The sequence below is a fragment of the Streptomyces sp. NPDC005438 genome, assembly GCF_040606315.1.
GTDB lineage: Bacteria > Actinomycetota > Actinomycetes > Streptomycetales > Streptomycetaceae > Streptomyces.
The window spans coordinates 115,612-140,724 of sequence record NZ_JBEXEP010000009.1 but is presented as its reverse complement, the minus strand read 5'-3'; the positions used below and the strand labels follow the sequence as shown (position 1 = coordinate 140,724).

Here is a 25,113-nt window from a genome sequence, read left to right as displayed (position 1 = left end):
ATGTCCGTCTCGGAAAAGCCCCACGCTTTCCCGAGGCGGACATCCTGGGGTTTCGGGCCGGTTCGACCGGCAATTCCCGTGGGAATTCCGGGAAATCCGCCCCTGAATCACCCGCTCACCCACCCCCGTGTCCCCAGCGTTGACCTGTCCCGGGGCGACCCGCGCGAGATGACACGGGCGGGCCCGGAAGGCCAACGCCCCGCTGGCCACCACCGGTTGACGCCCTCCACGGTTCGCGCCAGCTGGTCCGCCCGCACGGTCCCGGCGAGGTCGGTACGGGGCGGCCCCCACCGACCCGGTGCCGCACGGCGACCACCGGCCCACCCGGGCGCCACGTGGTGGAGGCCTCACGGAAGCTTGGCGCCGAGCCGACGGGTGTGGTGGGGTTCGACGGCGGGACCGCCCGACGGACACGCCTCCGCCCCGGCCCGCCACACCGCACTCCACGGGCGCCAGCTCCCCCTCGGTACGCTGCGCCCCCTCCCGACAGGACCCCATGTTCGCCCTCGCCGCCGCCGCGCTGTTCGCGCTGCTCCTCCTGTTCAACGTCCGGGAGGATCGCCGGCGCCTGAGCAACGCGGTACTCCTCGGCCTGGCCCTCGTCAGCCTCGCCCTGGCGGTGCTGTCGCGGACCGGCCGGCTCCCCGGCGACCACGCCTCCCTGACCAGTACGCCGACACTGCTGGCGGCGGTACTGGGCTCGGTGCTCCTCGCGGGGCTGCTCCTGGCCAACAGCCGCACCATGGTGCGCAAGGAGGGAACGACGCCCACCAGCCTGCTCAGCGCCGCCCTGGCGGTGGCGATCCTGCTGGTGAACGGGCTGGTGCTGTTCACCGTGCGCGAGGACGACTCGCGGGGGCTGACCGTACTCACCCTGGTGCTGGTCCTGTGGGGGCTGTACTTCGCCTTCGTCCTGCTGTGCTTCCTCGGGTACGCCTTCCTGTACGGCCGGGCCGGCGTATCCGGGGACGTGGACTACGTGGTGGTGCTCGGCGCCGGGCTCGCCCCCGACGGCTCGGTGCCCCCACTGCTGGCCTCCCGTCTGGAGAAGGGCCGGCGGATCTACCGGGCACAGGTCGAACGGGGCGCCGCTCCCCCGGTGTTGCTGCCCTCGGGCGGGCAGGGCTCGGACGAACGGCGCGCGGAGGCACGGGCGATGGCCGAGTGGCTGCGCGCCGAGGGCGTGCCGGAGCGGGACGTACGGCTGGAGGACCGGTCCCGCAACACGGCCGAGAACATGGCGTTCAGCCAGCGGATCATGGCGGAGGAGAAACCGGAACACCGCTGTGTGGTGGTGACCAACAACTTCCACGTGTTCCGGGCGGCGATCAGCGCCCGTCGGGCGGGCGTCAACGGCCAGGTGGTGGGCTGCCCCACCGCCCGGTACTTCTGGCTGGCCGCCACCCTGCGCGAGTTCGTGGCCGTGATCTGGGAGTACCGGATGGTCAACCTCCTCGCCTGCGGGCTCATCGCCGCCGTCGGCCTGATCGCCCCCTGAGGCCCCGGTACGTCCAACCCCCGTACGTGCGCGTCGCGTTACCGGATCAGCGCCGCGCCGGTGCGGCACCGGCCGAGGGCGTCCCGGACCGGGCTGGAGCCGGTTCGCGCGGCAACAGGGTGGCGAGGGCGAGCCCGACCGTCACGAAGGCGGCGCTGCACAGGTAGGCCAGCCGGAAGCCGCCGGTCAACGCGTCGGCCCGGCTGTGGTGTTCGGCCAACAGGGTCGCGGTACGGGACGCGGCCACCGTGGCCAGGACGGCCGTACCCAGCGCGGCGCCGACCTGCTGGGTGGTGTTGACCAGCCCGGAGGCGACGCCCGCGTGGTCGGCCGTGGTCGCCGAAGTCTCCGAGGCCGCCGAGGCCACTGACATCGCCCGCCCCATCAGGGCCGGCATCGCGGCGCCGAAGCCGAGGCCCAGCAGGACGAACGCCGGTGCGAGGTCCACCACGTACCGCCCGTCACCGGGCACCCTCGCCAGCAGCGCCAGGGCGCCCGCGACCAGGGCGAGTCCGACGAGCAGCACGGTCCGGGCCCCGTAGCGCCGGTTGAGTCGTGCCGACAGGCCGAGTGAGACCACGGCGATGGTGACCGGGGCGGGAAGGAACGCCAGGCCGGTGCCCAGGGCGCCGTACCCCAACACGTTCTGGAGGTACAGGGCGGTGCAGAACTGGAAGCCGAACAGGCCGGCGACCAGCAGCACCATCACGGCGTTGGCGCCGGAGACGTTCCGGGAACGCAGCACCCGCAACGGCAGCAACGGCCGGGCCGCGCTCCGCTGTCGGACCACGAAGGCGGCCAGCAGCGCCAGCGAGCCGAGCAGCAGTACCCAGGTACGGGTCCCGTAGTGGCCCTCGGCCCGGAGGATCGCGTAGACCAGCAGCATCAGCCCACCGGTCACCAGCGTCGCGCCCACCAGGTCGGCGCCCGCGCGGAGCCCCAGGCCGGTCACCACCGGTACCGCCCGGACGGTCAGGACGAGGGTGAGGACACCGATGGGGACGTTGACCAGGAACACCCAGCGCCAACCGAGGCCCTGGGTGAGGACCCCGCCGAGGATGAGGCCCAGCGAGGAGCCGGCCGCCGCGACGAAGGCGTACGCCGCCAGGGCCCGGGCCCGTGCGGCGGCCCCCTGGAACAGGGTGACGATCATGCCGAGGGCCACCGCCGAGGCCAGGGCACCACCCACCCCCTGGAGGAAGCGGAAGGCCACCAGGGCGGCCGGGGTCCAGGCCAGCCCGCAGGCCAGCGAGGCGAGGGTGAACACCACCAGGCCGGCGACGAAGACCCGGCGTCCGCCCAGCAGGTCCCCGAGCCGGCCGGAGAGCAGGAGCAGGCCACCGAAGGCGATCAGGTAGGAGTTGACCACCCAGGCCAGCCCGGACGGCCCGAAGCCCAGGTCCCGTTGGATGGCGGGGAGGGCGACGGTGACGATGGAACCGTCGAGGATGATCATGAGGTTGCCGGCGCAGAGCACCGCGAGGGCCAGCCAGGGCCTGCGGAGGGAGGTCGGGGTACGAGCCTCCGGGCCCGGCCTGACGGGTGTGGGGTCCGGCGCGGGGTCCGACCGGGTGTGCGTGGGTGGGTTCGTGGGCGCGGTCATGGAGCGCTCCTCCTGGGAGCCGGGGTGGGTGACGGGTGTGGCCCCGGTTGAGGGCGCGGCGAAGAGGGCCGCCCCATGGGGCACGACTTGTTACTGCCCCCATCATGTGTGACCCTCAAGTTCGCCGTAAGGAGGCACTTTCATGTCCCAGGGGAACAGCGGGGTAACCCACGAGGTCAGCGGGGAACACGCGGCGTGCACCGTGCTGGAGGTGCTCCACCGCATCAGCGGGAAGTGGGCGATCGGGGTGCTGCTGCACACCAGCCGGGGCCCGGCCCGCTTCACCGAACTGGAGCGGGCGATGCCCGACATCAGCCGTCGGATGCTCACCCTGACCCTGCGCAACCTGGAACGGGACGGCCTGCTCACCCGCACCGTCTACGCCACCGTGCCGCCCAGGGTGGAGTACCGGGCGACCCCCATGGCCGTCGAGCTGTACGAGTCCCTCACCGGCCTGACCGCCTGGGCCGAGCGCCACCGTACGGCCATCGCCGAGGCCAGGTCCGCCTACGACCAGCGGGACACCGAACCCGACGCCTAGGGTGGGGCGTTGGGATCACCGCGAGGCTCGCGTGCGGTGTCACCAAGCGCGCCGCACCGCACCTCGTTGTCGCTGGCGGTCACTGGCGGTCGCTGAGGGGGGCCGCTGAGGGTCGCAGTCGCCGATGCGCCGCGTCGGGCTCCTTCTCGCCGCGATCCACCAGAAGGGACCGCGTTCACTCGTCTCCCGAGAACCGAACGGCACACCCCGGTGGACGGCGAGGTCCGCGAAGCCAGCCGACCCCGTGGAGCCGTACACCGGTCGCCGGGACGACGTACGCACCTCGTGGCCCGCTACCTGCGCTCACCGTCCGGGGGGAGACTCCGGGGTGGGTCCGCCCTCACCTCGCGGAAATCCGGTGGTCGCGCTCCTCACCGTGCTGACACGCTGCCCACCATGACGACGGACGTGTGGGACGAGCGGGTGGCCCGGGACTACGACCGGGCGTCCGCGCGTCTGTACGCCCCCGAGGTCCTGGAGCCCACGGTCGAGTTCCTCCGCCAACAGGCCGGGCGTGGGCCCGCGTTGGAGTTCGCGGTGGGCACCGGCCGGGTGGCCCTCCCCCTGAGCGCGCGCGGGGTTCCGGTGAGCGGGATCGAGGGGTCCCCACCGATGGCTCGGGTGCTCCGCGCGACGCCCGGAGGGGGCGACGTACCCGTGACGGTCGGCGACATGGCGACAACCCGGGTACCGGGGGTCTTCTCGCTGGTCTACCTCGTCTACAACGGCCTCACCTGCCTGCTCACCCAGGACGAGCAGGTGGCCTGCTTCCTCAACGCGGCACACCGCCTCGCCCCCGGCGGCCACTTCGTGGTGGAGGTCTTCGTCCCCCAGCTACGGCGCCTGCCACCGGGCGAGACCGCGCGTCCCTTCCACATCGGTGAGCGACACCTCGGCTTCGACACCTACGACCCGGTGGACCAGCGACTGGTCTCCCACCACTACACGGTCGCGGACGGGCGGGCCTCCACGTTCCGCTCCCCGCACCGGTACGTCTGGCCCGCTGAGCTGGACCTGATGGCCCGGCTTGCCGGCCTGGACCCGTCGGAGCGGTGGGCGGACTGGCACCGGGAGCCGTTCACCGCCTCCAGCCCCTCCCACGTGTCCGTGTGGCGGAAGCCGTCCGGGCGGTGCGCGGACTCCTGATCGGACGGTTGCCCCACGGCACGCCGCCGTCGGCCCGGGGACCCCACGTTCCCCGGCCGACAGGGGCGGTTGGCGCCCGACCTCCTGGGCGGCTCAGCTGGCCGGGGGCGGGATCACGGCCACCGGGGCGGGAGCGTGGTGGAGCACCGCGTGGGCGACCGAGCCGATCCGGCGGGGGCTGGGGCCCAGCTTGGCGTGCCGGCCCACCACGACCAGGCTGGCCCGCTCGCACTGTTCGAGCAGCACCTCGGCCGGGGAGCCGAGTTCCACCCGGTCCAGCACCTTCACGTCCGGGTACCTGTCCAGGAACGGCCTGACGGCGGTGGCCAGCAGGTCCCGGTTGGTGGCCTCCAGTCCCCGGGCGGTGTCCGCCGCGAGGGCCATCTCCACGCCCCAGGCGAGAACCACCGGGGTGCCCCAGGCCCGTACCGCGCGCACCGAGGCGCCGCTCGCCGCCGCCGAGGCGAAGGCGTACTCCAGCACCGCACGCGCGGTGTCCTCCTCCTCGGGAACGCCCACGACCACCTCGTCCTGGGGGCGCTCCGCGTCGCCGGCCCGGGGTGGCCGGACCATCACCACCGGACGGTTGGTCTGGCGCAGTACGTGGGTGGAGATGGAGCCGATGAGGTAGCCGGTCAGGGTGCCGAAACCACGAGAGCCGAGGACCAGCAGGTCAGCCGCCTCCGCCTCGGCCACCAGGCCGGGTACCGGGTCGTCGGCCAACACCTCGGTGGAGACGGTGAGTTCGGGGTAGGAACGGGCGACCCTCGCGGCGCCCTCGCTGAGGACCTCCTCGGCCCAGCGCCGTTCGGCGTCCTCGTCGGCCAGGATCATCACGTTGTCGGCGCGCCGCCAGATCCGGGCGTGCACCAGACGCAGGGTGTCACCCCGGCGCGTAGCCTCCCTCGCCGCCCAGTCCACGGCTGCCAGGGAGTGGTCGGTTCCGTCGAGACCTACGGTGATCATGCCAGGCATGGCTGAGCCTTCCGTCGTGTGCGGCTGTGTGGGCGGGTGCCACAACTCCACGGTCACATCGCCGGTCGGTGCTCGCATGGGGCCGATGGTCCCGACCGCCCGGGCCGGGGGTCCCCGCGAAGGTCCCGCGCCCCCATCGCCCCCCTCACGCCCCTCGGGGCCGGGCGCTCAACGGGCGGGGACGACCACGGTGGTTCCGGGGCTCGCGAGAGGCACAGACCCGGTGCGGAGCGCCGTACCCCGAGTCGCCCAGGAGCCACCGCCCGTCCCTCCGCCCAGGTCGTACGGGTCGCCGAAGGAGCCGCCCGACAGGCGCGTACGACCACGGTGGCCCTCCGGCACGGGAAGGCCAGCCGGGTGCGAGGGGCCGTAGCCCGGGGCACCGTGGACCACGCCCGGGGCACCAGGGGGCCGGCGGACGGCACCTCAAGGACCACAGGACACCAGGGGCGCCCTTCCCTCCCCGAGGTCGTACGCGGAACACCGGGGGAACGCGAGCGGCCGGGCGGCCCGATCCCGCTTCCAGACAGGGGCTCGACAGGGGGCACGCGGGAGTCGGTGTGCCTCGAGGATGCGCGGGGCCGGGCACGGCGGTGCCTACGGCACCCCGTCGTCCCCCGGCGGCCACACCCCGCCCGCCCCGGTCCGGGGTGGCCGGCGAGTGGCCCCCTCGCGAGCCTCGAATCCCCGCGCGTACGCCGACAGGTCCGGGCGCGTACCCGCTTCCCCCTACGGAGTTGTCGAACGTCGCGCAACCCCCCGCGCCCTCGGCCCGTCACCGTCCGAGGAAGTCCCGGCCGTCGGAGGAAGTATGCGGAACCGCGCCAAGGTCATCTCCTCAGTGGGGGTGACCTTCGCCGTGGCCATCGCGGCCACCCTCACCACCATGGCCATCGACTCGGGGCACTCCGGGGAGGAACCCCTGCCCGCCGCCCCGACGAGGGCCAGCTGCAAGCAGGCTGGTGGTTCCGGGAAGAAGCCCGCCGGGGACCAGGCGGTGAAACGCCGGCAACGGGAGGACTTCAACCAGGACGGATACAACGACCTGGCCATCGCGGCACCGGAGGACGAGCGGCGCCTCACCGTCGTCTACGGCTCGCCCAAGGGGCTCGATCCCTCCACCCGCCAGGTCGTCGACACCGAGAGGATCCAACCCGGCATGGGGATGCGGTGGGGAAGTCGCCTGATGGCCGGCGACTTCGACGGTGACGGGGTGACGGACCTGGCCGTGCAGGAGGCCATGGCCATGGGGGACCTGTACATCCTGTGGGGCGCCAGGGGACAGGGGCTGAGCGAGAAGCGAGCGACCTCCGTGCGGGGCGCCACCTACTCGGTGGCCGGCGACTTCAACGGCGACGGCCAGCAGGACCTGTTCCTCACCCGGATGAACCTCGACCGGGATTCCACCCTGCTGGTGGGGCCGATCTCCAGGGGCGGGGAGGCCACCCGGAAGCAGAGAGTGTCGGTCGTCGACACCCACGAGGAGACCCGGGACCTCGCCGCCGGCGACATCAACGGAGACGGCGCCGACGACCTGTTCGTCAGTCGGGGGCAGGACGAGTCCCGGGCCCGGGCCACCCTCCTGTGCGGGGGACCGAAGGGGCTCACCAGGGTGCGGTGGAAGGGCCCGAAGGCGGGACCGGCGACCCTCGGTGACTTCGACGGCGACGGGCACGACGACCTCGCCTACCGCGACTACTCCGCTCCGTTGAAGGAAGGCCCGAAGGCCGACCCCGGAACGGTCGGTGTCATCTACGGCGACCGGAGAGGGCTCAGCGACCGTACCGCCACGTTCACCCGGGACAGCCCGGGCGTTCCGGGCACCAGGGAGAGGAACGACGTGTTCGGCGCCTCCCTCTCCGCGGGAGACGTCGACGGCGACGGTCGGGACGATCTGGCGGTCGGGGCACCAGGCGGGACCGTCCAGGGCGCGAAGCGGGCCGGCTCCACGGTGCTCCTCCACGGGTCGGGGCGGGGCCTCACCGGCAAGGGGGCCCAGGCGTTCGACCAGACCAGTCCGGGTATCGCCGACACCCCGGAGGCCGGCGACTTCTTCGGAGGCAGTGTGCGGCTGCTGGACTTCAACGGCGACGGCAGGGCCGACCTGGCCGACAGCGCCCCCGGGGAGGACCACGACCAGGGCGCGGTCTGGGCTTTCCCCGGCGGGAGGTCCGGGCTCCAGGTCTCCCGGGGGGTGCGCCTTGGGGCCGATCTGGGCTCGTCGAGACGGCCGGCGGCCTTTGGCCGGGGGCTCCAGGGCACCAGTGGAACCGGGGTGAACGCCCTCCAGGCCACCCCCCACGCGCAGCGGGACAGGTTCACCGACTGGTGAGCGATCGCCCCGTGGCGACGCCCAGCCGGGTGCCACGGCCCGGCGGCGACCTCGGGGTTCTCCCTCCCGGTGCCGGTGCCCCCGACGGGGCGAGCAAGGGGTGCCGGCGTGGGTGGTCGGTGCCGGCTAGCCGAGTTCGGCGGCCACGTCGGGGACGTACCGGTGGGGGTCCTTCGGCGGGCGCTGGTAGCCGGTGGAGGCGGGACGGGGCGGGAGTTCCAGGGTGGGCTGGGGCACCTGGTGGTAGGGGACGGTGGACAGCAGATGGGAGATCATGTTGACGCGCGCGCTGCGCTTGTCGTCGCTCTCCACCACGTACCACGGGGCCTCGGGGATGTCGGTGTGGGCGAACATCTCGTCCTTGGCGCGGGAGTAGGCCTCCCAGCGGGTGATCGACTCCAGGTCCATGGCGGACAGCTTCCAGCGCCGGGTGGGGTCCTCCAGGCGCGACCGGAACCGTTCCTCCTGGACAGTGTCGCTCACCGAGAACCAGTACTTGCGCAGCAGGATGCCGTCCTCCACCAACAACCGCTCGAAGCGCGGGCACTGGCGTAGGAAACGGGAGTGCTCGTCGGGGGTGCAGAAGCCCATCACGTGCTCGACCCCGGCGCGGTTGTACCAGGAGCGGTCGAACAGCACGATCTCGCCGGCGCTGGGCAACTGGCTCACATAGCGCTGGAAGTACCACTCGCCCCGCTGCCGCTCGGTGGGCACCGGGAGCGCGACGATCCGCGCCACCCGGGGGTTGAGGTGCTCGGTGACCCTCTTGATGGTGCCGCCCTTGCCCGCCGCGTCCCGCCCCTCGAACACCACGACCAGCCGCTGCCCCTCGGCCCGCACCCAGTCCTGGAGGGTCACCAACTCCCGCTGGAGCCGCATCAGTTCGCGCCGGTACGCCTTCTTGGGCATCCGCTCGCGCGCGGCCCGCGCCTCGGTCCGGGCGCTGTCGTCCGTGGTCACCGTGGCCGTCACCTCCCGTTTCCGGTCGAGTGGGGCTCCCGTACCCGCCGGGCTCCCTCGGGTCACACGGTACGGCCACCGGCGGCGGTCCACTCGCCGGGACGTGGGGCCGACGCCGCCTCAGTGGTCGACGTAGGGTGGCTCACCAGGTCGGACCTGGCGACGAGAGGTGCCCAGCCATGAGTGTGGACGACGCCGAACGGCGGTCACCTCGGCTCCGTCTGGACGAGTTGCTGGACGAACTCCAGCTGCGCATCACCGAGGTCCGGGGCACCCGGGACCGGGTGCACGCCCTGCTGGAGTCGGTGCTGTCGGTGGGGCGGGGCCTGGAGCTGACCCAGGTGCTCCAGCGGATCGTGGAGGCGGCGGCCACCCTGGTGGAGGCCCGGTACGCGGCGCTGGGGGTGATCGGCCCGGACGGGAAACGGCTGTCCCACTTCCTGCCGGTGGGGCTGTCCGAGGAGGAGATCACCGCCCTGGGCCCCTACCCGACCGGCAAGGGCATCCTGGGGGAACTCATCCACCACCCGCAGCCGTTGCGCCTCCCCGACCTGACCCAGCACCCCTCCTCGTACGGCTTCCCGCCCCACCACCCGCCGATGCGGGGCTTCCTGGGGGTGCCGATCCGGGTGCGGGACGAGGTGTTCGGCAACCTGTACCTCTGCGACAAGAGGGACGGTGGGGAGTTCGACTCCGAGGACGAGACGGTGCTGTCCACCCTGGCCGTGGCGGCCGGCGTGGCCATCGACAACGCCCGTCTGTACGACGAGGCCAGGCGCCAGCAGGGCTGGCTGGACGCCTCCGGCGAGATCACCCGCAGCCTGCTGTCCGGCACCCGTCGGGAGGAGGTGCTGACCCTGATCGCCGAACGGGCCCTGGAACTGTCCGGCTCCTGCCTGGCCGACCTCTCGGTGCCTCGGAACGAGCAACGGCTGTGCGTGGAGGTGGCGTTGGGCGAGGACGCCTCCGCCCGGCTGGGGCTGGACATCCCCGTGACCGGCACCCTGTCCGGGGCCTCGCTGACCGCCGGCCAACCCCGTACCAGCGATGACCTCGCCTCGGACCGCCGCTACGCGGCCGGGCCGCGCCGGGTGGCCGGGCTGGGCCCGGCGGTGGCCGTCCCCCTGGGCCAGGACGCGGAGCAGAGCCGGGCGGTGCTGCTGCTGGCACGGCCGACCGGCGCCGCCCCGTTCACCGACGAGGAGATCGGGCAGCTCCTCGGCTTCGCCGGGCAGGCCGCCCTGGGCCTGGAACTGGCCGAACGCCGCAGCAGCGCCGAGCAGTTGGCCCTGTTGGAGGACCGGGACCGGATCGCCCGCGACCTGCACGACCTGGCGATCCAGCGCCTGTTCGCCACCGGGATGACGCTACAGAGCGCGGTCCGCATGATCGACCACGAGGGCGCGGCCGAACGGGTCGGCCGGGCGGTGGGCGACCTGGACGAGACCATCAAGATCATCCGTTCCACCATCTTCGGCCTCCGGGTACGCGAGGACACCGGCCCCGGTCTGCGGGCCCGGATCTCACAGGCCGTCGGACGCTCCCACAGCCCCCTCGGGTTCGCCCCCCGGCTGGTGATGGAGGGGCTGCTGGACACCGACGTGCCGGAGCCCCTCGCCGAGCAGGTGCTGGCCGTGCTGGGCGAGGCCCTGAGCAACGCGGCCCGGCACGCGCGGGCCTCCCAGGTCGAGGTGACGGTTCGGGCCGCCGGCGGCGAGGTGCTGCTGAGGGTGGCCGACAACGGGGTGGGCATCCCCGAGGGGGGCCGGCGCAGCGGGCTGCTGAACCTGGCCACCCGGGCGGAGCGGGCCGGGGGCCAGCTCACCGTGCGGGCAGGGGACGAGGGGGGTACCGAACTGGTGTGGCGGGCGCCGCTGTCCGAGGGGCCGGAGGAGTCGACCTGAGCGTGCCGCGCGCGTTCACCCCGGTCCGACGGCCGGCGTTCCCAGTCGGTGCCCGGTGACCAGTTCCGGGCACAGGCGGATCACCACCCGTCCGGCACCGCCCTCGGCGGGTACCGGGCGCCGGCTGTCGTAGGACAGGCTGGCCCGGCCCAGTACGGTCACGCTCCACCCCCGTCCGTCCAGGTCGGCGATCTCGCCGGTCTCGAAGGCCAGCAGCCCGCCGTCGGCGGCGACCAGCAGGGAGGCCGGGGCGTACCCCTCCAGCAACAGGTCACCGTCCGGGGCCACCCGGAACCGTACGGGCAGCACCGCGGGCAGGGCCTGCGCGGTGTAGATGACCCGTCCGGTGTGCATACCGGCGAGCAGGGCCAGTGACTGGTCCCGGTCGAGTTCCCGGTGGGGGTGCGTGTCCATCGCCCCATGGTGGGCCGGCGGGGGCCGTCGGCGTCAGGGCCGAACGGCCCTGTCCCCGGCCCGACCGGCCCCTGTGGTTCCCCGGGCGGGGCGGTCGGGCACGGATCGCCTCAGTGGCGGGGCCCCGGGCCGTGCTCCTCGGGCCCCCGCTCCCCCAGCGTCTGGCTGGCGATGACCGCCGCCTGGACCCGACGGGTCACGCCCAGCTTGGTGAGCATCCGGGAGATGTGGTTCTTCACGGTCTTCTCGGCCAGGAACAGCCGCAGTCCGATCTCGCGGTTGGTCAGCCCCTCGCCGATGAGGCCGAGGATCTCCCGTTCCCGTTCGGTGAGTTGGGCCAGCTGGTCGGGCTGCCGCTCCTCCTCGCCGTCGCTGCGCAGCCGCCGCATCAGCCGGGCGGTGGTGGCCGGGTCCAGCAGGGACTGGCCGGTGGCGACCGTACGTACCGCGTTGACCAGGTCGGTGCCGCTGATCTGCTTGAGGACGTAGCCGGAGGCGCCGGCCATGATCGCGTCGAGCAGCGCCTCCTCGTCGTCGAAGGAGGTCAGCATCAGGCAGAACAGCCCCGGTACGCGGGAGCGCAGTTCGCGGCAGACGCTGACCCCGTCGCCGTCGGGCAGCCGTACGTCCAGCACCGCCACGTCCGGGCGCAGTGCCGGGACCCGTGCCAGGGCCTGTTCGGCGGTGGACGCCTCGCCCACCACCTCCAGGCCGTCCTCCACGTCGAGCAGGTCCCGTACGCCACGGCGTACCACCTCGTGATCGTCGAGGAGGAACACCCGCACCGCACCGGAGGGGCCCTCCTCGGCCGTGTTGCGCATCCGTACTCCCTCTTCGCCCGTGGTCCGGCCAACCCCCGCATCATCTCCGACCGCCCGGCCACCGGCCAGGGCCGAACGGCCCTATCGCCCCGACCGGCCCACCGCGCCCGCCGTCCTCCCGGCGCACGTCAGCCGCCCCCGACGGCGGGCCGGGCCCGCCACAGCGGTCCATCGGCCGGTGGGCGCCCTCCCCAACGGGCCCTGGAAACAGGGACGTTCGGCCCACCGGGTCGGGCCACTCGCCACCAGCGCCGACCCCGCTGGTGGGCCGAGAGTGAGAGGGCGCGAGCAGCTCGCGACCCGCCCTCGAAGGGAATGAGGAGTCATGGACGTTCAACAGCACCGGCCCACGCGGACCACCGGCCCGCGGCAGCGCCAGCACGGCGAGGTGAGCGGCGACGCCGTGTCGGTCGAACGAACGGGGGTCGCCGCGCGGAGCCTGGCCGCCCTGCGCCTGCTGATGGGCGGCATCTTCCTGTGGGCCTTCGCCGACAAGGCGTTCGGCTGGGGCTACTCCACCCCGGGTGGCAAGGGCTGGGTGGAGGGCGGTTCCCCGACCGAGGGGTTCCTGTCCCACGTGACGGTCGGCCCCTTCCAGTCGACCTTCCGCTCCTGGGCGGGGGCCACCTGGGCCGACTGGCTGTTCATGGCGGGCCTGCTGGCCGTCGGGGTGGCGCTGCTGGCCGGCATCGGGCTGCGGCTCGCCGCCGTGGCGGGCACGCTGATGATGGCGCTGATGTGGGCCGCCGAGTGGCCGCCGGCCCGCCACCTGTCGGACGGCAGCCCCAGCATGTCCACCAACCCGCTGCTGGACTACCACGTGGTCTACGCGGTGGCGCTGATCGTCCTCGCGCTCGCCTTCGCGGGACGTACCTGGGGCCTGGGCCACATGTGGGAGCGGCTGCCGGTGGTACGGCGGAACCGCTGGCTGGTCTGAGCCGGCTCCCACGGACCGGTGGGCCCTCCACACCCCTGGTGGAGGGCCCACACCCCTGTCCGGGACGGTTACGCACGGTCCGGTGTGGGGTCGGTACCCGGCGCGGGGTCTCAGAAGTCGAGGAAGCCGTACAGCCCCAGGTGGTTGGACTTGGTGCCGCCCACGGTGTGGTCCACCGGGGAGGAGGCCACCTTTCCTCCGAGGAACAGGTAGTCGATCTTGCGGGAACCGTTGGTCGCCTTGGAGCCGTACCCGGTCATCCCCTGGTCCGCCAGGGTGTCGGCGGCGATACCGGTCCGGTTGGCGTCGATGCCCACCACGCGGAGGGTGGAGGCCTTCATCAGCTTGGTCGCGTCCGCCCCGATGTGGATGCCGCTGCCACCGATCCCCTTGTCGCCGTCGCCCCCGCAGGCGTTCTTGGCGTTCTCCTGGGGCAGGTGCATGGTCGCGGCGAACACCGAGGTGTCGGTGTCCTTGATGGTGAACCGGGCCGCGATGGCGCTGGTGCGGCGCCACTTGTGCTTGTTGGCGGCGCCGTCGTCGTTGTTCGGCGGCTTGTAGAGCGTGCAGCCCTTGCCGCCGTTGTACGAGGTGCCGGGCTTGAGCCAGCCCGCGCTCCAGTACTTCGACACGTCGCCGGAGGCGAGCCCCAGCCGCTGGGTGTTGTAGAGGATGCCGTTGGTCTGCTTCTTCTTCAGGTTGCCCAGGGACTGGTCGGAGCAGTGGTGGCTGCCGCCCCACTCCGCCGGGTCCTCGTTGGCCAGTACGGCCTTGTACGTGCCCTTGGGCAGACCGAACTTGGCCGACAGCTGGTCGGCGTAGGCGTCGGCCTGGCCGCGACCACGGATCTGCTGGACGATCAGCAGGTCGGGTGCCTCGACCCCGGAGGTCCCGGTCTTCCCCTGGTCGTCCACCAGCAGGGACTTCAGGTGGTCCGGGCCGGAGACGCGGGTGCACGAGCCGTCCGAGTTGTTCCGTACCAGGTTCTCGATGTTGTTGTTGTAGACGCGCAGGGTGCGGTCCGCCGTGGTCCGCGCCTCGGTCCGGTCACCGGAGTCCCGGTCGGGGGCGGCGTGGGCGACCAGTGAGCCGGTGAGGGCGGTCGCCAGCACCGCGGCGCCGGCGAGGCGGTAGGCGGTGCGTCTGGGGAGGGGCATGAGGTCGCTCCTTGGTCCGCGGTGTGTGGGGCTGTGCGGGAGTACGAACCGCCCGAGCCACACCCGACATCGGCGGAGCCCGTTGGCGCAGAGGCGAGGCTAGCGCGGAGCGGCCGACGCACCAACGGTGTTCGCGATACCCGCTACCCCCTCGCCCGCACAACCCCCGACGGCCGCCCCGGAGTTGGGGGCCCTTCCTCCGACGGGCCTCGGCGTACGGTCCCGGAGCGACGGCCCTCCACGGACCGGGGCCCGCGTCCCAGGGCGTCAGGACCGTACGACCGGGTGCCGTGGGCTCCGTCCGGCGGCCCGGCCCCTCCGGTGGACGCTGGGGACACCCGGCCCCCTCGCGGACCAGCCGGCCGGGGCTCAGCCCTCGAAGCGCAGGGTCAGCCCCTCGACCTCGGCGGGCGGACGCGGCGGCCCCTCCCGGAGGGTGAGCGCCACGATGCCCTCGCGGTCACCCCGCTCGAAGGTGACCTCCGCCCCGGGGAGCGGCACCCGCCAGCCGTCACGCTCGCACCCCAGCAGTGCGGCCAGGTATCCGGCGGCGCCCTCGGGGTCGGGGGTCTCCACCACCAGGCCCGCCAGGTCGTGGGGGCCACGGGAGAAGCTGCCCGGTGGGATGTCGGCCAACAGCCGCTCCCGGGGCGGGTCGTAGGTGATGAAGAAGGGCGCCCAGGCCGGGCCGTCCAGCACGAAGGCCTCCACGAAGGAGACGCCGTGCTCCTCCAGGGTGACGGCGAACTCCTCGACCCGGTGCCCCTGTTCCCGCAGGCGTTCGGCGGTGGCGCGCACGTCGCGGACGTTGACCGAGAAGGTGATCGCGCCGCCCGACCCGCCCAGGGCGTCGATGGCCGGGCGGAGCAGGGCCAGCCCCTCGGCGTAGCGGGAGGAGCGCAGTTCCTCCTCGTCGGTGACGGTGAGGATCTCGACGTAGCGTTCGTCCAGGCGCCATCCCCCGTTCTGGAAGCCGGAGAGGGCGTCGTGGGCGTGGGCGGGGAGGTCGACCGCCCGGTAGGCCTCGACGGCGGCGGGTACGTCGGGCACCCAGTGCAGCAGGTGGTCGAAGGCCGGGGACTCGTCAGCGAAGGTCGTCACGCGAGTAAGGGTACCCTTACTTCCCCCGTACCTCCCGCCGCCCGAGGGGCGGTTCAGCTCAGCAGCGCGGCGATCCCGATGAGCACCGGAACGGACAGGATCGTGGACACGAAGATCGCGTCCCGCGCCAGCACCACCGCCGTGCCGTAGCGGTTGGCGGTGACGAACACGTTCTGCGCGGTGGGCAGGGCGGCGATCACCGTGGCCGCCAGGACCCCGTGCGGGCTGAGCCCCAGGGCGTAGCGGGCCAGCAGGAACGCCACCAGGGGCTGGACCACCATCTTCAGCAGGACCGTCAGCCCGACCTGGGTCACCGACTCGCCCCGCCCGGGCAGCGGCCCCAGCCGGAGCGATATCCCGAACGCCAGCAACATGCCCGGGATGGCCATCCCGCCCACCAGCTCCAGCGGATCGGCCACCGGGGTGGGCAGCCGTACGTTCCCCAGCGCCAGGGCCAGGCCCAACACCGGTCCCAGCAACAGGGGGTTGGTCAGGGGCACCAGGATCCGCCGGCCCCAACCGCTGGGCCCCTCCCGGGTGGTGACGTCCAGCACCGCGAGCCCGACCGGCTGGAGCAACAGCAGCTGGGTCAGCAGCATCGGGGCCACCAGCGAGGCGTCGCCCAACACATAGCCGGCGATGGGCAGTCCGAGGTTGGCCGCGTTGACGTAGGAGGCGGAGAAGGCCGCGACCACCGTCTCGGCGGTGGTACGTCGCCACACCAGCCGCGCCACCGCCACCTGTACGGCGGCGACCACCAGCACCCCGCCCACCGTGGCGATCAGGCCGGTGGAGAACACCACGGAGACGTCGGTGTCGCTGAGCACCGTCACCAACAGGGCGGGGCTGGCCACGTAGAACGCCAGCTTGGACAGCAGCTGTTGGGCGTCCACCCCGAGAACCCGGAAGTGGGCCAGCAGGATACCGAGGGCGATGATCGACCCGATGGTGCTGAAGCCGGTCAGGACGCCGTTCACACCCTGTCCCCCGTGGATCACTCGACTCGGCGCCCCGACGGCGCCAGAGCGATGGTGTCAGGCCCTCGCCGTCTCCGGGGCCCCGGGGTGCCCCAGGTCAGGGGCGCGTGTCACCCGGGCCGAGCCGGTACGGGACACCCCGGCCCCGACCCCGTACCGGGTCAGCGGGCGTCCGGCCGCCCCTCCCACCTGACCTCGCCGTCCTGGCGGTGACGGGTGGGCGCCAGTCCCACGGCCGAGGCCACCCGGGCCGAGGCGTGGTGTCCGGGCGCGATGTGGGCCCGGACCGGACCCAGGCCCCGGCACGCCAGCCAGTCGACCAGCCCCCGCGCCGCCTCCGTCGCGATCCCCCGCCCCTGCCAGGGCGTGCCGACCACCCAGGCGACCTCGGTGTGCGGGTCCTCTCCGGTGGTGACCGTCGCCTGCGCGGTGCCCACGCGGCGCCCCTCGCACCGGAGGTGGATCACCCAGTTCCACCAGGTCACGGCCGGGTCCGGGGAGCCGGCCACCAGCCGCTCGTACCGTGTACGCAGGGGTCGCGGGCCGAGGGGCTCGCCGCCGGTGAAGTGGTGCAGCGCGGGGTCGGAGAGGACCTCGGCCATCTCCTCGGCGTGCTCGACGGCCAGCGGCAGCAGGGACAGCCGACCGGTCTCGATCGGCTCGATCGGTTCGATCCGAGAGAGGGTCACACCGCCTCCGTGGCCACGCCGTCGCCGTCCCGTCCCCGGCCCCGAACGACCGGATGGCTCGGGCCCGTGCACGCCCGGCCCCCCGGTGGGCCGACCGGCCGGGACCCCAGTGTCGCTCCGCCACGTCCACCCTCCGACACCGGCTCCCCGCTCCGGGGCCGGTTCGGACATGATCGGTGCGAGACACCCCGCCCACCGCCCCCGGGAGTACGCCGACATGCGCCCGTACCGGATTCCGCCCGGTCGCCCCACCAGGGCCCTCGCCCTGTGCGCCGCCGCCCTGGTACTGGTCGCGGGGTGCGCCTCCGAACCCTCGCGGGACCCCGGCAGCGGGGACGGCGGGACACGGCAGCCGGTGGCACCGCCCCCGGTGGGCGCCCCCTTCGACTACCAGCTGGGCGGCGCCTACCCCCCGCCGAAGGGGGTGCGGGTGGTGGTGCGGGACCACACCGCCTCCCCCGCGCGAGGGCTGTACAACGTCTGCTACGTCAACGCCTTCCAGGCCCAGCCCCACGCGGAACGGGACTGGGACGCCGACCTGCTGCTGCGCGACGGGAAGGGTCGACGGGTCTACGACACCGACTGGGACGAGGCCCTGCTGGACCTGCGGACCGCCGACCGGCGCGACCGGGCGGCCCGGAAGGTCAACGCCTGGATCGACCGGTGCGCGGACAAGGGCTTCGACGCCGTCGAACCGGACAACTACGACAGCTACACCCGGGCCCCCAAGGGGACGCTGACCGCCCGGCACGCCCGGTCTTTCCTCACCCTCCTCGCCCGGCACGCCCACCGCAGGGGGCTGGCCGTGGCACAGAAGAACACCGCCGAACTCGCCCCGGACCGCGAGCGGGTGGGCCTCGACTTCGCCGTGGTGGAGGAGTGTGGGCGCCACCACGAGTGCGGGGCGTTCACCCGCTGGTTCGGCCGCCGTCTGCTGGTGGTGGAGTACGACCGGCGGGGGCTGCGCGTCGCCTGCCGGGACTGGGGCGACCGCGTCAGCGTGGTACGGCGTGACCTGGACGTCGCCCCGGCCGGCGAGTCCGGCCACCTGCGCCAGACCTGCCGGGACCGGTGACCACCCGAGCCCCGGTCGGGGGCCGCACCGTCGGGGCCGGGTCGGGTGCCGTACGCGGGGTCCGCGCCCCCGAGCCCCGGAGGGCCTGGGAGCCGGGACCCCGGGCTCAGGTCACCTCGGGCAGGCGGTGGCCACCGGAGAGGCCTCCGGTGCGGGCTCCGCTACGGGGCGGTCGAAGGAGTCCAGGGTGCGGGCGAAGTCCCTGGTGGACAGCAGCAGCTTGTAGATGATGGCCAGCTCGAAGACCAGCAGCAGGGCGCCGGAGACCGCGGCGACCGGCAGTACGGCGTCGAAGAGCGGCCCGACGATGAACACGCCCATCTGGAACTCGATGCCGCTGATGAGGTGGGGGCGGACACGGTGCCGCAGCAGGAAGGACCGCATCCGCAGGTACAGCGGGAAACGGCGCCGGAACTCCTGCTGGAGGTCCACCACCCGGGCCTGCGAAGGGGGTTGGGACGCCCCGCCCTCGGCCGGGGCGCTGTCGGCCACGTCCGGGGTCCGCCCCTCGGCGGCGGTACGCGCGCCGGCCAGGTCCTGCTCGACGTCCGCCTCGGGGTTGTCCCGGAGCAGGTCCTCCATGAAGGCCAGGGAGGCGGCGTCCTCCGCGCGGCGGGCCTCCCGGATGCGCGCCTTGATCTGCTTGCGCATGGTGTGCCTGGTCTTGAAGATCTCCAGGGAGTTGATGTAGCGGAGGCCGTCCAGGAAGACGACGCCCACCGCCAGCCATATGTAGCGGGTCTCCCCGGTCCGGCCGTACTGCCCCGCCGCCAGGGCGACCGCGCAGGCCATCACCCGTATCCGGTCGAAGACGAAGTCCAGCCAGGCGCCGAACACCGAGCCCTGGTGGGTGAGTCGGGCGACCTTCCCGTCCATGCAGTCGAGGAGGAAGCTCAGGTGGTACACGAGCGCACCGACGATCAGCCACTGCCAGTCGCCCAGCAGGAAGAAACCGGCCGAGACCAGGCCCAGCAGGAAGGCGCCCCAGGTGATCTGGTTGGGGGTGATCCTGGTCCGCATCGCGAGCTGGCGCACCAGGGGGGTGGCGACGGGATCGACCAGCAGCACCGTCCACCACGCGTCACGCTTCTTCTCGGTGATGCGGCGCACTTCGGCGAGCGGCAGTCTCTCTCTGAGCATTCTCAACTTCCCAGCGTTTTGGTTGGATTCACCGCACGCTAAGAAGCCGTTCATTCAAGAAACAAGATTCTCCCTGTACAACCTTTTGCCGACCTGCGAGTTTGGCAGGTCCGAGAGTTGTCCCGAATTCGTAACAGCCGCCCCTCGCCGGATGGTTGGCCCAGGAAATTACCCACCCTCGGGCCGGGTCCTGCCGGCGGGCGAGCGGACGAACAGGCGCGGCGCCCGAGGGCGGATACCGGCCCACCCCCGGGCGGCACCCACCGGACAGGGCACCGCCCGGGCCGACGGCCCGCCCAGCACCCCCGCCCCCGGTGGCCCGGCCCGCCGACTCCGGTAGCGCCCGCCGGCAGTGCCCGAGCGACCCCGGGCCGCCCTCGCGCGTGACCCCCAACAGGCCCTCGGCACGGTCCAGTTGACGCCCCCTCAGGTCGCCGGCCGGACGCCTCCCCCCCTGGGCGGCGGGGTGGACGGCTCCCCACCGAGCGGCACCACGCCCCGGCGAACCCGGGCCCATGGCCGTACCGAGTGTTCGCAGTCGCCAGAAGTTTCCGCCAGATCACCTGGAAGGGGCGTCTGGATGAAGGTCGCGTGAGCAAAGGATTGCGGGACTGTTGACAGCGCTGACCTCCCCCTCTTAGCGTGCCGACTAGTCATCTAGACAACTATCTCCGCTGGACGACCGGAGGTGACAGTGAAGTCCCCGACCTCACACCTGAAGGAAGCACGCTTCGAACTCGTCGAGGTGCCTGAGCCCATGGGCCCGGTCGAGGTGACCGTGGACCGGCGCAAGGTCCTCGACCACGCCTACTGCGAGGACGACTTCGGGTCCTGGTACTTCCAGGACTCGCCGTTCGGCGGCCCGGTCGGCCACCCCCTGGTCCTCGCCAACGACCTGCTGTTCCTGTTCTACGAGAACTACGACGGCAACACCGCGCAGGGCCTGCACACCCACGAGCACCTGACCTTCCACTCCCCCGTCGCCGTCGGTGAGCGGGTGACAGTCTCCGGCGGCTACACGGACAAGTACGAGCGGCGCGGTCAGGGCTACGTGGTGCTGGAGGCCGAGGCCCGGGGCGCCGACGGGCGACTGCTGGTGCGGCACGTGGGCCGGGAGATCATGCGCACCGTCGCCGGCGAGATCGTCGGCAAGGGGCGGGCCGCGCCGACGGAGCGGAAGCGCACGGTGCTCGGCACCGTGGACCCCGACCTGCCGGTGCTCGAACGGGCCCGACTGGACGCCCCGGCGCGTTCCGCCCTCACCACCCGTACCACCGCCTTCACCCAGGACCAGATGTCCGTCTTCTCCTGGGCCGGGCGCGGCTACGCCAACGTCCACACCCACGTCGAGAAGGCCGCCGCCTCAGGGCTGGACCGCACCATCGTGCAGGCCCAGCAGCAGACCGGCTTTCTCGTCTCCCACCTGGTCGACCTGTTCGGCAAGAGCTTCTTCACCTCCGGCGAACTGGACCTGCGGTTCGTCTCCCCGGTGTTCGTCGGCGACCAGCTGACCGCCAGCGGCGCCGTGGCCGGCGTCGACGGTGACCGGCTGGAGCTGGAGGTCTGGATCGACAAGGCCGACGGAACCCGTAGCGCCCTCGGATGGGCGTCCGCACGTGTCGACGACGACCCCTCACGCCCAGCCCGGCTGGTGTGACGGCTCCGACCGACGCATCGTACTGAGATCGACAACGGAGTCATCCCATGGCACAACCAGCCACCGCCGCACCCAGCGGCGAGCACGAACGGACCAGACTGGCCAAGCGCGCCGCCGTCGCCAGCCTCGTCGGTACCGCCGTCGAGTGGTACGACTACTTCATCTTCGGCACCGCCGCGGCCCTGGTCTTCGGCGACCTGTTCTTCCCCAACGAGGACGACCCGATCATCGGGACGCTCTCCGCCTTCGCCGTCTTCGGCGTCGGCTTCTTCGCCCGGCCGGTCGGCGGCGTCATCTTCGGACACTTCGGCGACAAGTTCGGCCGTAAGGCGGCCCTGGTCACCACGTTGATGATGATGGGCGTCTCGACCTTCCTCATCGGACTGCTGCCCACCACCGAGCACATCGGCGTCTGGGCCCCGATCCTGCTGGTGGTGCTGCGACTCGTCCAGGGCTTCGGCGTGGGCGGTGAGTGGGGCGGGGCCTCGCTGGTGGCCGTGGAGTACGCGCCGGAGGGCAGGAGAGGCGCCTACGGCAGCTTCCCCCAGGTCGGCAACGCGGTGGGGCTGGTGCTGTCCACCAGCATCTTCGCGCTGGTGTCGCTGCTGCCCGAGGACGACCTGATGGCCTGGGGCTGGCGTATCCCCTTCCTGCTCAGCGCCGTACTGATCGCGGTGGGCCTGTTCATCCGCTTCAAGCTCACCGAGACCCCCACCTTCCAGGCCGCCCAGGAGCAGCTGGAGCACGAGGTCGTCGAGGTGGAGGCCAAGGAGCGGATGCCGATCGCGGAGCTGTTCCGGCGGTTCAAGAAGCCGCTGCTGCTGGCGATGGGGATGCGGCTGGGCGAGGCCGTCTTCGGCTACATCATCCTCACCATCGGGCTGACCTTCGCCAAGAACTACACCGACATCCCCAGCACCCACGTCCTGGTGGCCAGCACCATCGCCGCCGCCATCGCCATCTACAGCTACTACTACTTCGGCAAGCTGTCGGACCGGATCGGCCGCCGCACGGTCTTCATCCTGGGCTCCCTGGTCGGCATCGTGGTGACCTTCCCGTTCTTCTGGATCCTGGACGCCGACGCCCTGGTCCTGACCTACGTGGTGTACGCCGTCGCCTACGCCATCGGGGTGGGCGCCGTCTACGGAGTCGAACCGGCCTTCTTCGCCGAGCTGTTCAGCACCAAGACCCGTTACACCGGGCTGTCCCTGGCCGCCCAGATCCCCAGCGTCCTCATCGGGCTGTGGCCCCTGGCCTCCACCGCGCTGCTGGCCGCGACCGACGGCGACCCCTGGCCGATCGCCCTGATCACGGTGATCGCCCTCCTGATCGGCCTGGTGTGCGCGGCCCTGGCGCCCGAGACCAACCGCACCGACATGAACCGCGTCGGCGAGCCGGAACCCACGAAACCGGAACCAGCGAAGGAGGAACGGTGACCAGCCAGTCCGCGCGGCCCTGGCGCGACCTGACCGACCCCCGACGGGCGTCGACCACCGACGACCTGGAGGCCGGGCTCAAGGAGCCGGAGTTCGAGAACCTGAGCATCCCGGAGGACCTCGGCACGGTCCCGGTGGTGGTGGACGACCACAAGATCAAGCGGTTCGCCTTCACCCAGGACGACCACTCGCCCTGGCACCTGGAGTCCAGCCCCTTCGGCGGCCAACGGGTCGGCCACGCCGCCCTGTTGGGCAACGACCTGGTGCAGCTGTTCACCCGGGTCTACGCGGCCAGCAAGGTGGTCGGCTACCACACCGAGGAACAGATGTGGTTCGACAGCCCCGCCGTACTGGACGAGGTGGTCACCCTCTCCGGCACCTACACCGAGGCCTACCAGCGGCGCGGTGAGGGGTACGTGGTGATGGAGGCGCGGGCCACCGGGGAGGACGGCCGCAGCGTCGTACGGCACCGGGGGGTCGAGATCCTCAAGACCAACCCCGGCGCCATCGGCGGCCGGGGGTCGGCCCGGCCCGAACGCCGGGTCAGCGGCACGGTCCCGGACGACGCCCGCGTCGTCGACACCGTCGACGCCGGCGTACGGGTCGGGGACGCGCTGGCCCCACTGCACAAGACCGTCACCGCCGAACAGGCCGCCGTGTTCAGCCGCGTCGGCGAGTACGTCCGCAACATCCACAACGACATCGACCTCGCCCGCGCCGGCGGACTGCGGGTACCGATCGTCCAGGGCCAGCAACAGTTCGGCGTACTGGCCCAGTTGCTCACCCTGCGGTTCGGGGCGCCGTTCCTCACCTCCGGCTGGCTCCGGGTCAAGTTCCTGGCGCCCCTGGAGGTGTTCGAGCCCTTCGTCTCGACCGGCGTGGTCACCGAGGTGACCGAGGTCGACGACGGCCTCCGCGTGGAGGCGGAGGTCTGGGTGCGGCGCGTCTCGGACGGCCGTCTGATGACCGCCGGCTGGGCCAGCGCCACCGTTCCCGCCTCCTGACCGGTCACACCGACACAGAAAGCGACACAGCGTAGATGAGTACCTCCAAGACCGGCGGCCAGCTCGTCGTCGACATGCTCCGCTCCTTCGGGGTCGAGTACGTCTTCGGCGTCGTCGGGGGGCAGACCCTCGCCATCACCGACGCCCTCATCGACACCCCCGGCATCAACCTCGTCCACACCCGGCACGAGAACGCCGCCGCGGTGATGATGGACGCCTACGGTCGGCTCACCGGCCGACCGGCCGCCTGCATCGCCACCACCGGCCCCGGAGCGACCAACCTGCTCACCGGGGTGGGCGGCGCCCACCGCGACTCCAGCCCCGGGTTCGTCCTGACCTGCAACAACAACGGGGAGAACATCCACAAGGACGACGCGCAGAACGCCGACCACGTCGAACTGGTCCGGCCCCTGGTGAAGCACTCCCGACTGGTGGCGCACGCCTCCTCGATCAAGCAGGCCATGGAGGAGGCCTACGTCAACGCGCTCACCGGCAACCCCGGGCCGGTGCACCTGGACTTCGCCCGGGACACCATCGAGGGCCGGATCGACAACCCCCCGCACGTACCCGAGTCCCACCCCAGCCGCCAGTGGGTCACCGAACGGCCCTCCGCCAACCCCACGGCCCTGGCCCGGGTCGCCGAACGCGTACTGCGGGCCGAACGCCCGGTCATCTGGCTGGGCAACGGCGGCAACCGCGCCCGGGCCAGCGAGGAGGTGCTGGCCCTCGCCGACACGCTGGGCATCCCGGTCGTCACCACCTTCAACGGCATCGGCTCCGTCCCGACCACCCACCCCCTGGTGTTCGGCGCCGTCAGCCGGATGGGCACCACCCTCTCCGGCCAGGTGCTGGAGGACGCCGACCTGGTGCTCGCCCTGGGCAACAGCCTCAACGCGGTGTCGACCACCCGGTGGCGGCGTGCCCTGCCCGAGGTGGTGCAGGTCGACGTGGACCCCGCCATGATCGGGCGCTACTACTCGGAGATCACCCAGGGCGTGGTCAGCGACCTGGGCTCGTTCGCCCGCGACCTGGTCACCGCCACCGCCGGCGGGGCCCCGGCCGCCCGGGAGGAACGGGCCGAGTGGCTGGCCGGCCTGGACAAGGCCCGTACCGCCTGGTGGCGGGAGTCGGAGGTGCGGGAGGCCTCCGCCGAGGGGCCGCTGTCCCCCGCCGACATCGTCCGTACCCTGCGCGAACCCTCCCCGGACGACACCCTGTTGATCCCCGACGCGGGCAACCCCGGGGTGTGGTCCTTCCTGTGGGAGGTGCGCCAGCCCAACAGCTACATCAAGCCGGTGGGCTTCGGGAATATGGGCTTCGCCCTGCCCTCGGCCATCGCCGCCTCACTGATCGACCCCCGGCGCCCGGTGCTGGCGCTGATCGGGGACGGCTCGCTGGCCATGAGCCTGGGCGAGTTGGAGACCCTGGCCCGGGTGGGCGGGAACGTGTGCGTGGTGGTCCTCAACGACTCCAGCTACGGCAACATCCGCCAGGAGCAGGAACTCCACTTCGACGGCCGCACCATCGGCGTCGACTTCGGCCCCGTCGACTTCGGCATGGCGGCCCGCTCCATGGGGGTCGCCGGGGAGACGATCACCAGTCTGCCGGCGCTGCGCCAGCGCGTCGCCGACGCCTTCGCGGCCGGCCGGCCGACCGTACTGGACACGACGATCGACCGTGACGTGAACGCGTGGACCTACCCGTCGTTCGTGGCACAGCGGTCGAAGTAGGGGTGACGACGATGAC

21 protein-coding genes are annotated in these 25,113 nt (G+C 72.5%); 11 read left to right on the top strand and 10 right to left on the bottom strand.

Annotated features, from left to right (window positions below; translation table 11 throughout):
• Positions 1–496 precede the first annotated feature (496 nt).
• The gene (locus ABZT14_RS19850) at positions 497–1,498 is read left to right on the top strand and encodes a YdcF family protein (protein ID WP_356304436.1); all 1,002 of its coding nucleotides are present in this window, start codon (positions 497–499) and stop codon (positions 1,496–1,498) included.
• A 46-nt stretch (positions 1,499–1,544) separates the two neighbouring features.
• On the opposite strand, the gene ABZT14_RS19845 is transcribed toward ABZT14_RS19850, so the two are convergent.
• Positions 1,545–3,101: an MFS transporter gene (locus tag ABZT14_RS19845; protein ID WP_356304433.1), complete on the bottom strand. Its 1,557-nt coding sequence runs from the start codon at positions 3,099–3,101 to the stop codon at positions 1,545–1,547.
• Between the two features lie 142 nt (positions 3,102–3,243).
• On the opposite strand from ABZT14_RS19845, the gene ABZT14_RS19840 reads away from it, so the two are divergent.
• Entirely contained in the window at positions 3,244–3,642 is a 399-nt protein-coding gene (locus ABZT14_RS19840) for a helix-turn-helix domain-containing protein (RefSeq protein ID WP_356304430.1), read from the top strand.
• Between the two features lie 396 nt (positions 3,643–4,038).
• On the top strand, positions 4,039–4,788 hold the full coding sequence (locus ABZT14_RS19835; protein WP_356304427.1) for a class I SAM-dependent methyltransferase: 750 nt from the start codon (positions 4,039–4,041) through the stop codon (positions 4,786–4,788).
• Positions 4,789–4,881: 93 nt separating this feature from the next.
• Here the strand turns inward: ABZT14_RS19835 and ABZT14_RS19830 are convergent, their stop codons facing one another.
• A complete protein-coding gene (locus ABZT14_RS19830; protein ID WP_356304424.1) occupies positions 4,882–5,754 on the bottom strand; it encodes a universal stress protein in 873 nt (290 codons plus the stop codon).
• 820 nt (positions 5,755–6,574) lie between these two features.
• Here ABZT14_RS19830 and ABZT14_RS19825 point away from each other — a divergent pair.
• Positions 6,575–8,095, top strand: coding sequence for an FG-GAP and VCBS repeat-containing protein (locus ABZT14_RS19825; protein WP_356304421.1), 1,521 nt, complete (start codon positions 6,575–6,577; stop codon positions 8,093–8,095).
• Positions 8,096–8,221: 126 nt separating this feature from the next.
• Here the strand turns inward: ABZT14_RS19825 and ppk2 are convergent, their stop codons facing one another.
• Positions 8,222–9,004 (bottom strand): polyphosphate kinase 2, encoded by a 783-nt coding sequence (ppk2, locus tag ABZT14_RS19820; RefSeq protein WP_356304727.1) that lies wholly within the window; start codon positions 9,002–9,004, stop codon positions 8,222–8,224.
• Between the two features lie 230 nt (positions 9,005–9,234).
• Here ppk2 and ABZT14_RS19815 point away from each other — a divergent pair, with 230 nt between their 5' ends.
• Positions 9,235–10,959 carry a GAF domain-containing sensor histidine kinase gene (locus ABZT14_RS19815; protein WP_356304418.1) on the top strand — a complete coding sequence of 575 codons (1,725 nt, stop codon included), beginning with the start codon at positions 9,235–9,237 and terminating at the stop codon, positions 10,957–10,959.
• A 15-nt stretch (positions 10,960–10,974) separates the two neighbouring features.
• Here ABZT14_RS19815 and ABZT14_RS19810 read toward each other — a convergent pair whose 3' ends face one another.
• On the bottom strand, positions 10,975–11,373 hold the full coding sequence (locus ABZT14_RS19810; protein WP_356304415.1) for a pyridoxamine 5'-phosphate oxidase family protein: 399 nt from the start codon (positions 11,371–11,373) through the stop codon (positions 10,975–10,977).
• 110 nt (positions 11,374–11,483) lie between these two features.
• Entirely contained in the window at positions 11,484–12,194 is a 711-nt protein-coding gene (locus ABZT14_RS19805) for a response regulator transcription factor (protein WP_356304413.1), read from the bottom strand.
• A 325-nt stretch (positions 12,195–12,519) separates the two neighbouring features.
• Between ABZT14_RS19805 and ABZT14_RS19800 the strand changes: the two genes are divergently transcribed.
• Positions 12,520–13,131, top strand: coding sequence for a hypothetical protein (locus tag ABZT14_RS19800; RefSeq protein WP_356304411.1), 612 nt, complete (start codon positions 12,520–12,522; stop codon positions 13,129–13,131).
• A 110-nt stretch (positions 13,132–13,241) separates the two neighbouring features.
• On the opposite strand, the gene ABZT14_RS19795 is transcribed toward ABZT14_RS19800, so the two are convergent.
• The 4 genes from ABZT14_RS19795 to ABZT14_RS19780 all read right to left on the bottom strand — a co-directional run bounded on the left by ABZT14_RS19795 (position 13,242) and on the right by ABZT14_RS19780 (position 17,055).
• On the bottom strand, positions 13,242–14,288 hold the full coding sequence (locus ABZT14_RS19795) for a hypothetical protein (protein WP_356304408.1): 1,047 nt from the start codon (positions 14,286–14,288) through the stop codon (positions 13,242–13,244).
• A gap of 369 nt (positions 14,289–14,657) precedes the next feature.
• The gene (locus ABZT14_RS19790) at positions 14,658–15,389 is read right to left on the bottom strand and encodes a VOC family protein (RefSeq protein ID WP_356304405.1); all 732 of its coding nucleotides are present in this window, start codon (positions 15,387–15,389) and stop codon (positions 14,658–14,660) included.
• 53 nt (positions 15,390–15,442) lie between these two features.
• Positions 15,443–16,366, bottom strand: a complete 924-nt coding sequence (locus ABZT14_RS19785; RefSeq protein WP_356304402.1) for an AEC family transporter — start codon at positions 16,364–16,366, stop codon at positions 15,443–15,445.
• A 161-nt stretch (positions 16,367–16,527) separates the two neighbouring features.
• A complete protein-coding gene (locus ABZT14_RS19780) occupies positions 16,528–17,055 on the bottom strand; it encodes a GNAT family N-acetyltransferase (RefSeq protein ID WP_356304399.1) in 528 nt (175 codons plus the stop codon).
• A 169-nt stretch (positions 17,056–17,224) separates the two neighbouring features.
• Between ABZT14_RS19780 and ABZT14_RS19775 the strand changes: the two genes are divergently transcribed.
• Positions 17,225–18,130, top strand: coding sequence for an endo alpha-1,4 polygalactosaminidase (locus ABZT14_RS19775; protein WP_356304396.1), 906 nt, complete (start codon positions 17,225–17,227; stop codon positions 18,128–18,130).
• 111 nt (positions 18,131–18,241) lie between these two features.
• Here ABZT14_RS19775 and ABZT14_RS19770 read toward each other — a convergent pair whose 3' ends face one another.
• Entirely contained in the window at positions 18,242–19,270 is a 1,029-nt protein-coding gene (locus ABZT14_RS19770) for a CDP-alcohol phosphatidyltransferase family protein (RefSeq protein WP_356304394.1), read from the bottom strand.
• Between the two features lie 757 nt (positions 19,271–20,027).
• Here ABZT14_RS19770 and ABZT14_RS19765 point away from each other — a divergent pair.
• From ABZT14_RS19765 to ABZT14_RS19750, 4 genes are read left to right on the top strand one after another with little or no spacing between them, the layout of a single operon-like run.
• Positions 20,028–20,927, top strand: coding sequence for a MaoC family dehydratase (locus tag ABZT14_RS19765; protein ID WP_356304391.1), 900 nt, complete (start codon positions 20,028–20,030; stop codon positions 20,925–20,927).
• A gap of 47 nt (positions 20,928–20,974) precedes the next feature.
• Positions 20,975–22,363, top strand: a complete 1,389-nt coding sequence (locus ABZT14_RS19760; RefSeq protein WP_356304388.1) for an MFS transporter — start codon at positions 20,975–20,977, stop codon at positions 22,361–22,363.
• Positions 22,360–23,367 carry a hypothetical protein gene (locus tag ABZT14_RS19755; protein WP_356304386.1) on the top strand — a complete coding sequence of 336 codons (1,008 nt, stop codon included), beginning with the start codon at positions 22,360–22,362 and terminating at the stop codon, positions 23,365–23,367. Before ABZT14_RS19760 ends, ABZT14_RS19755 begins: the two co-directional genes overlap by 4 nt.
• Positions 23,368–23,402: 35 nt before the next feature.
• Positions 23,403–25,097 carry a thiamine pyrophosphate-binding protein gene (locus ABZT14_RS19750; protein WP_356304383.1) on the top strand — a complete coding sequence of 565 codons (1,695 nt, stop codon included), beginning with the start codon at positions 23,403–23,405 and terminating at the stop codon, positions 25,095–25,097.
• The last annotated feature ends 16 nt before the right edge of the window (positions 25,098–25,113 follow it).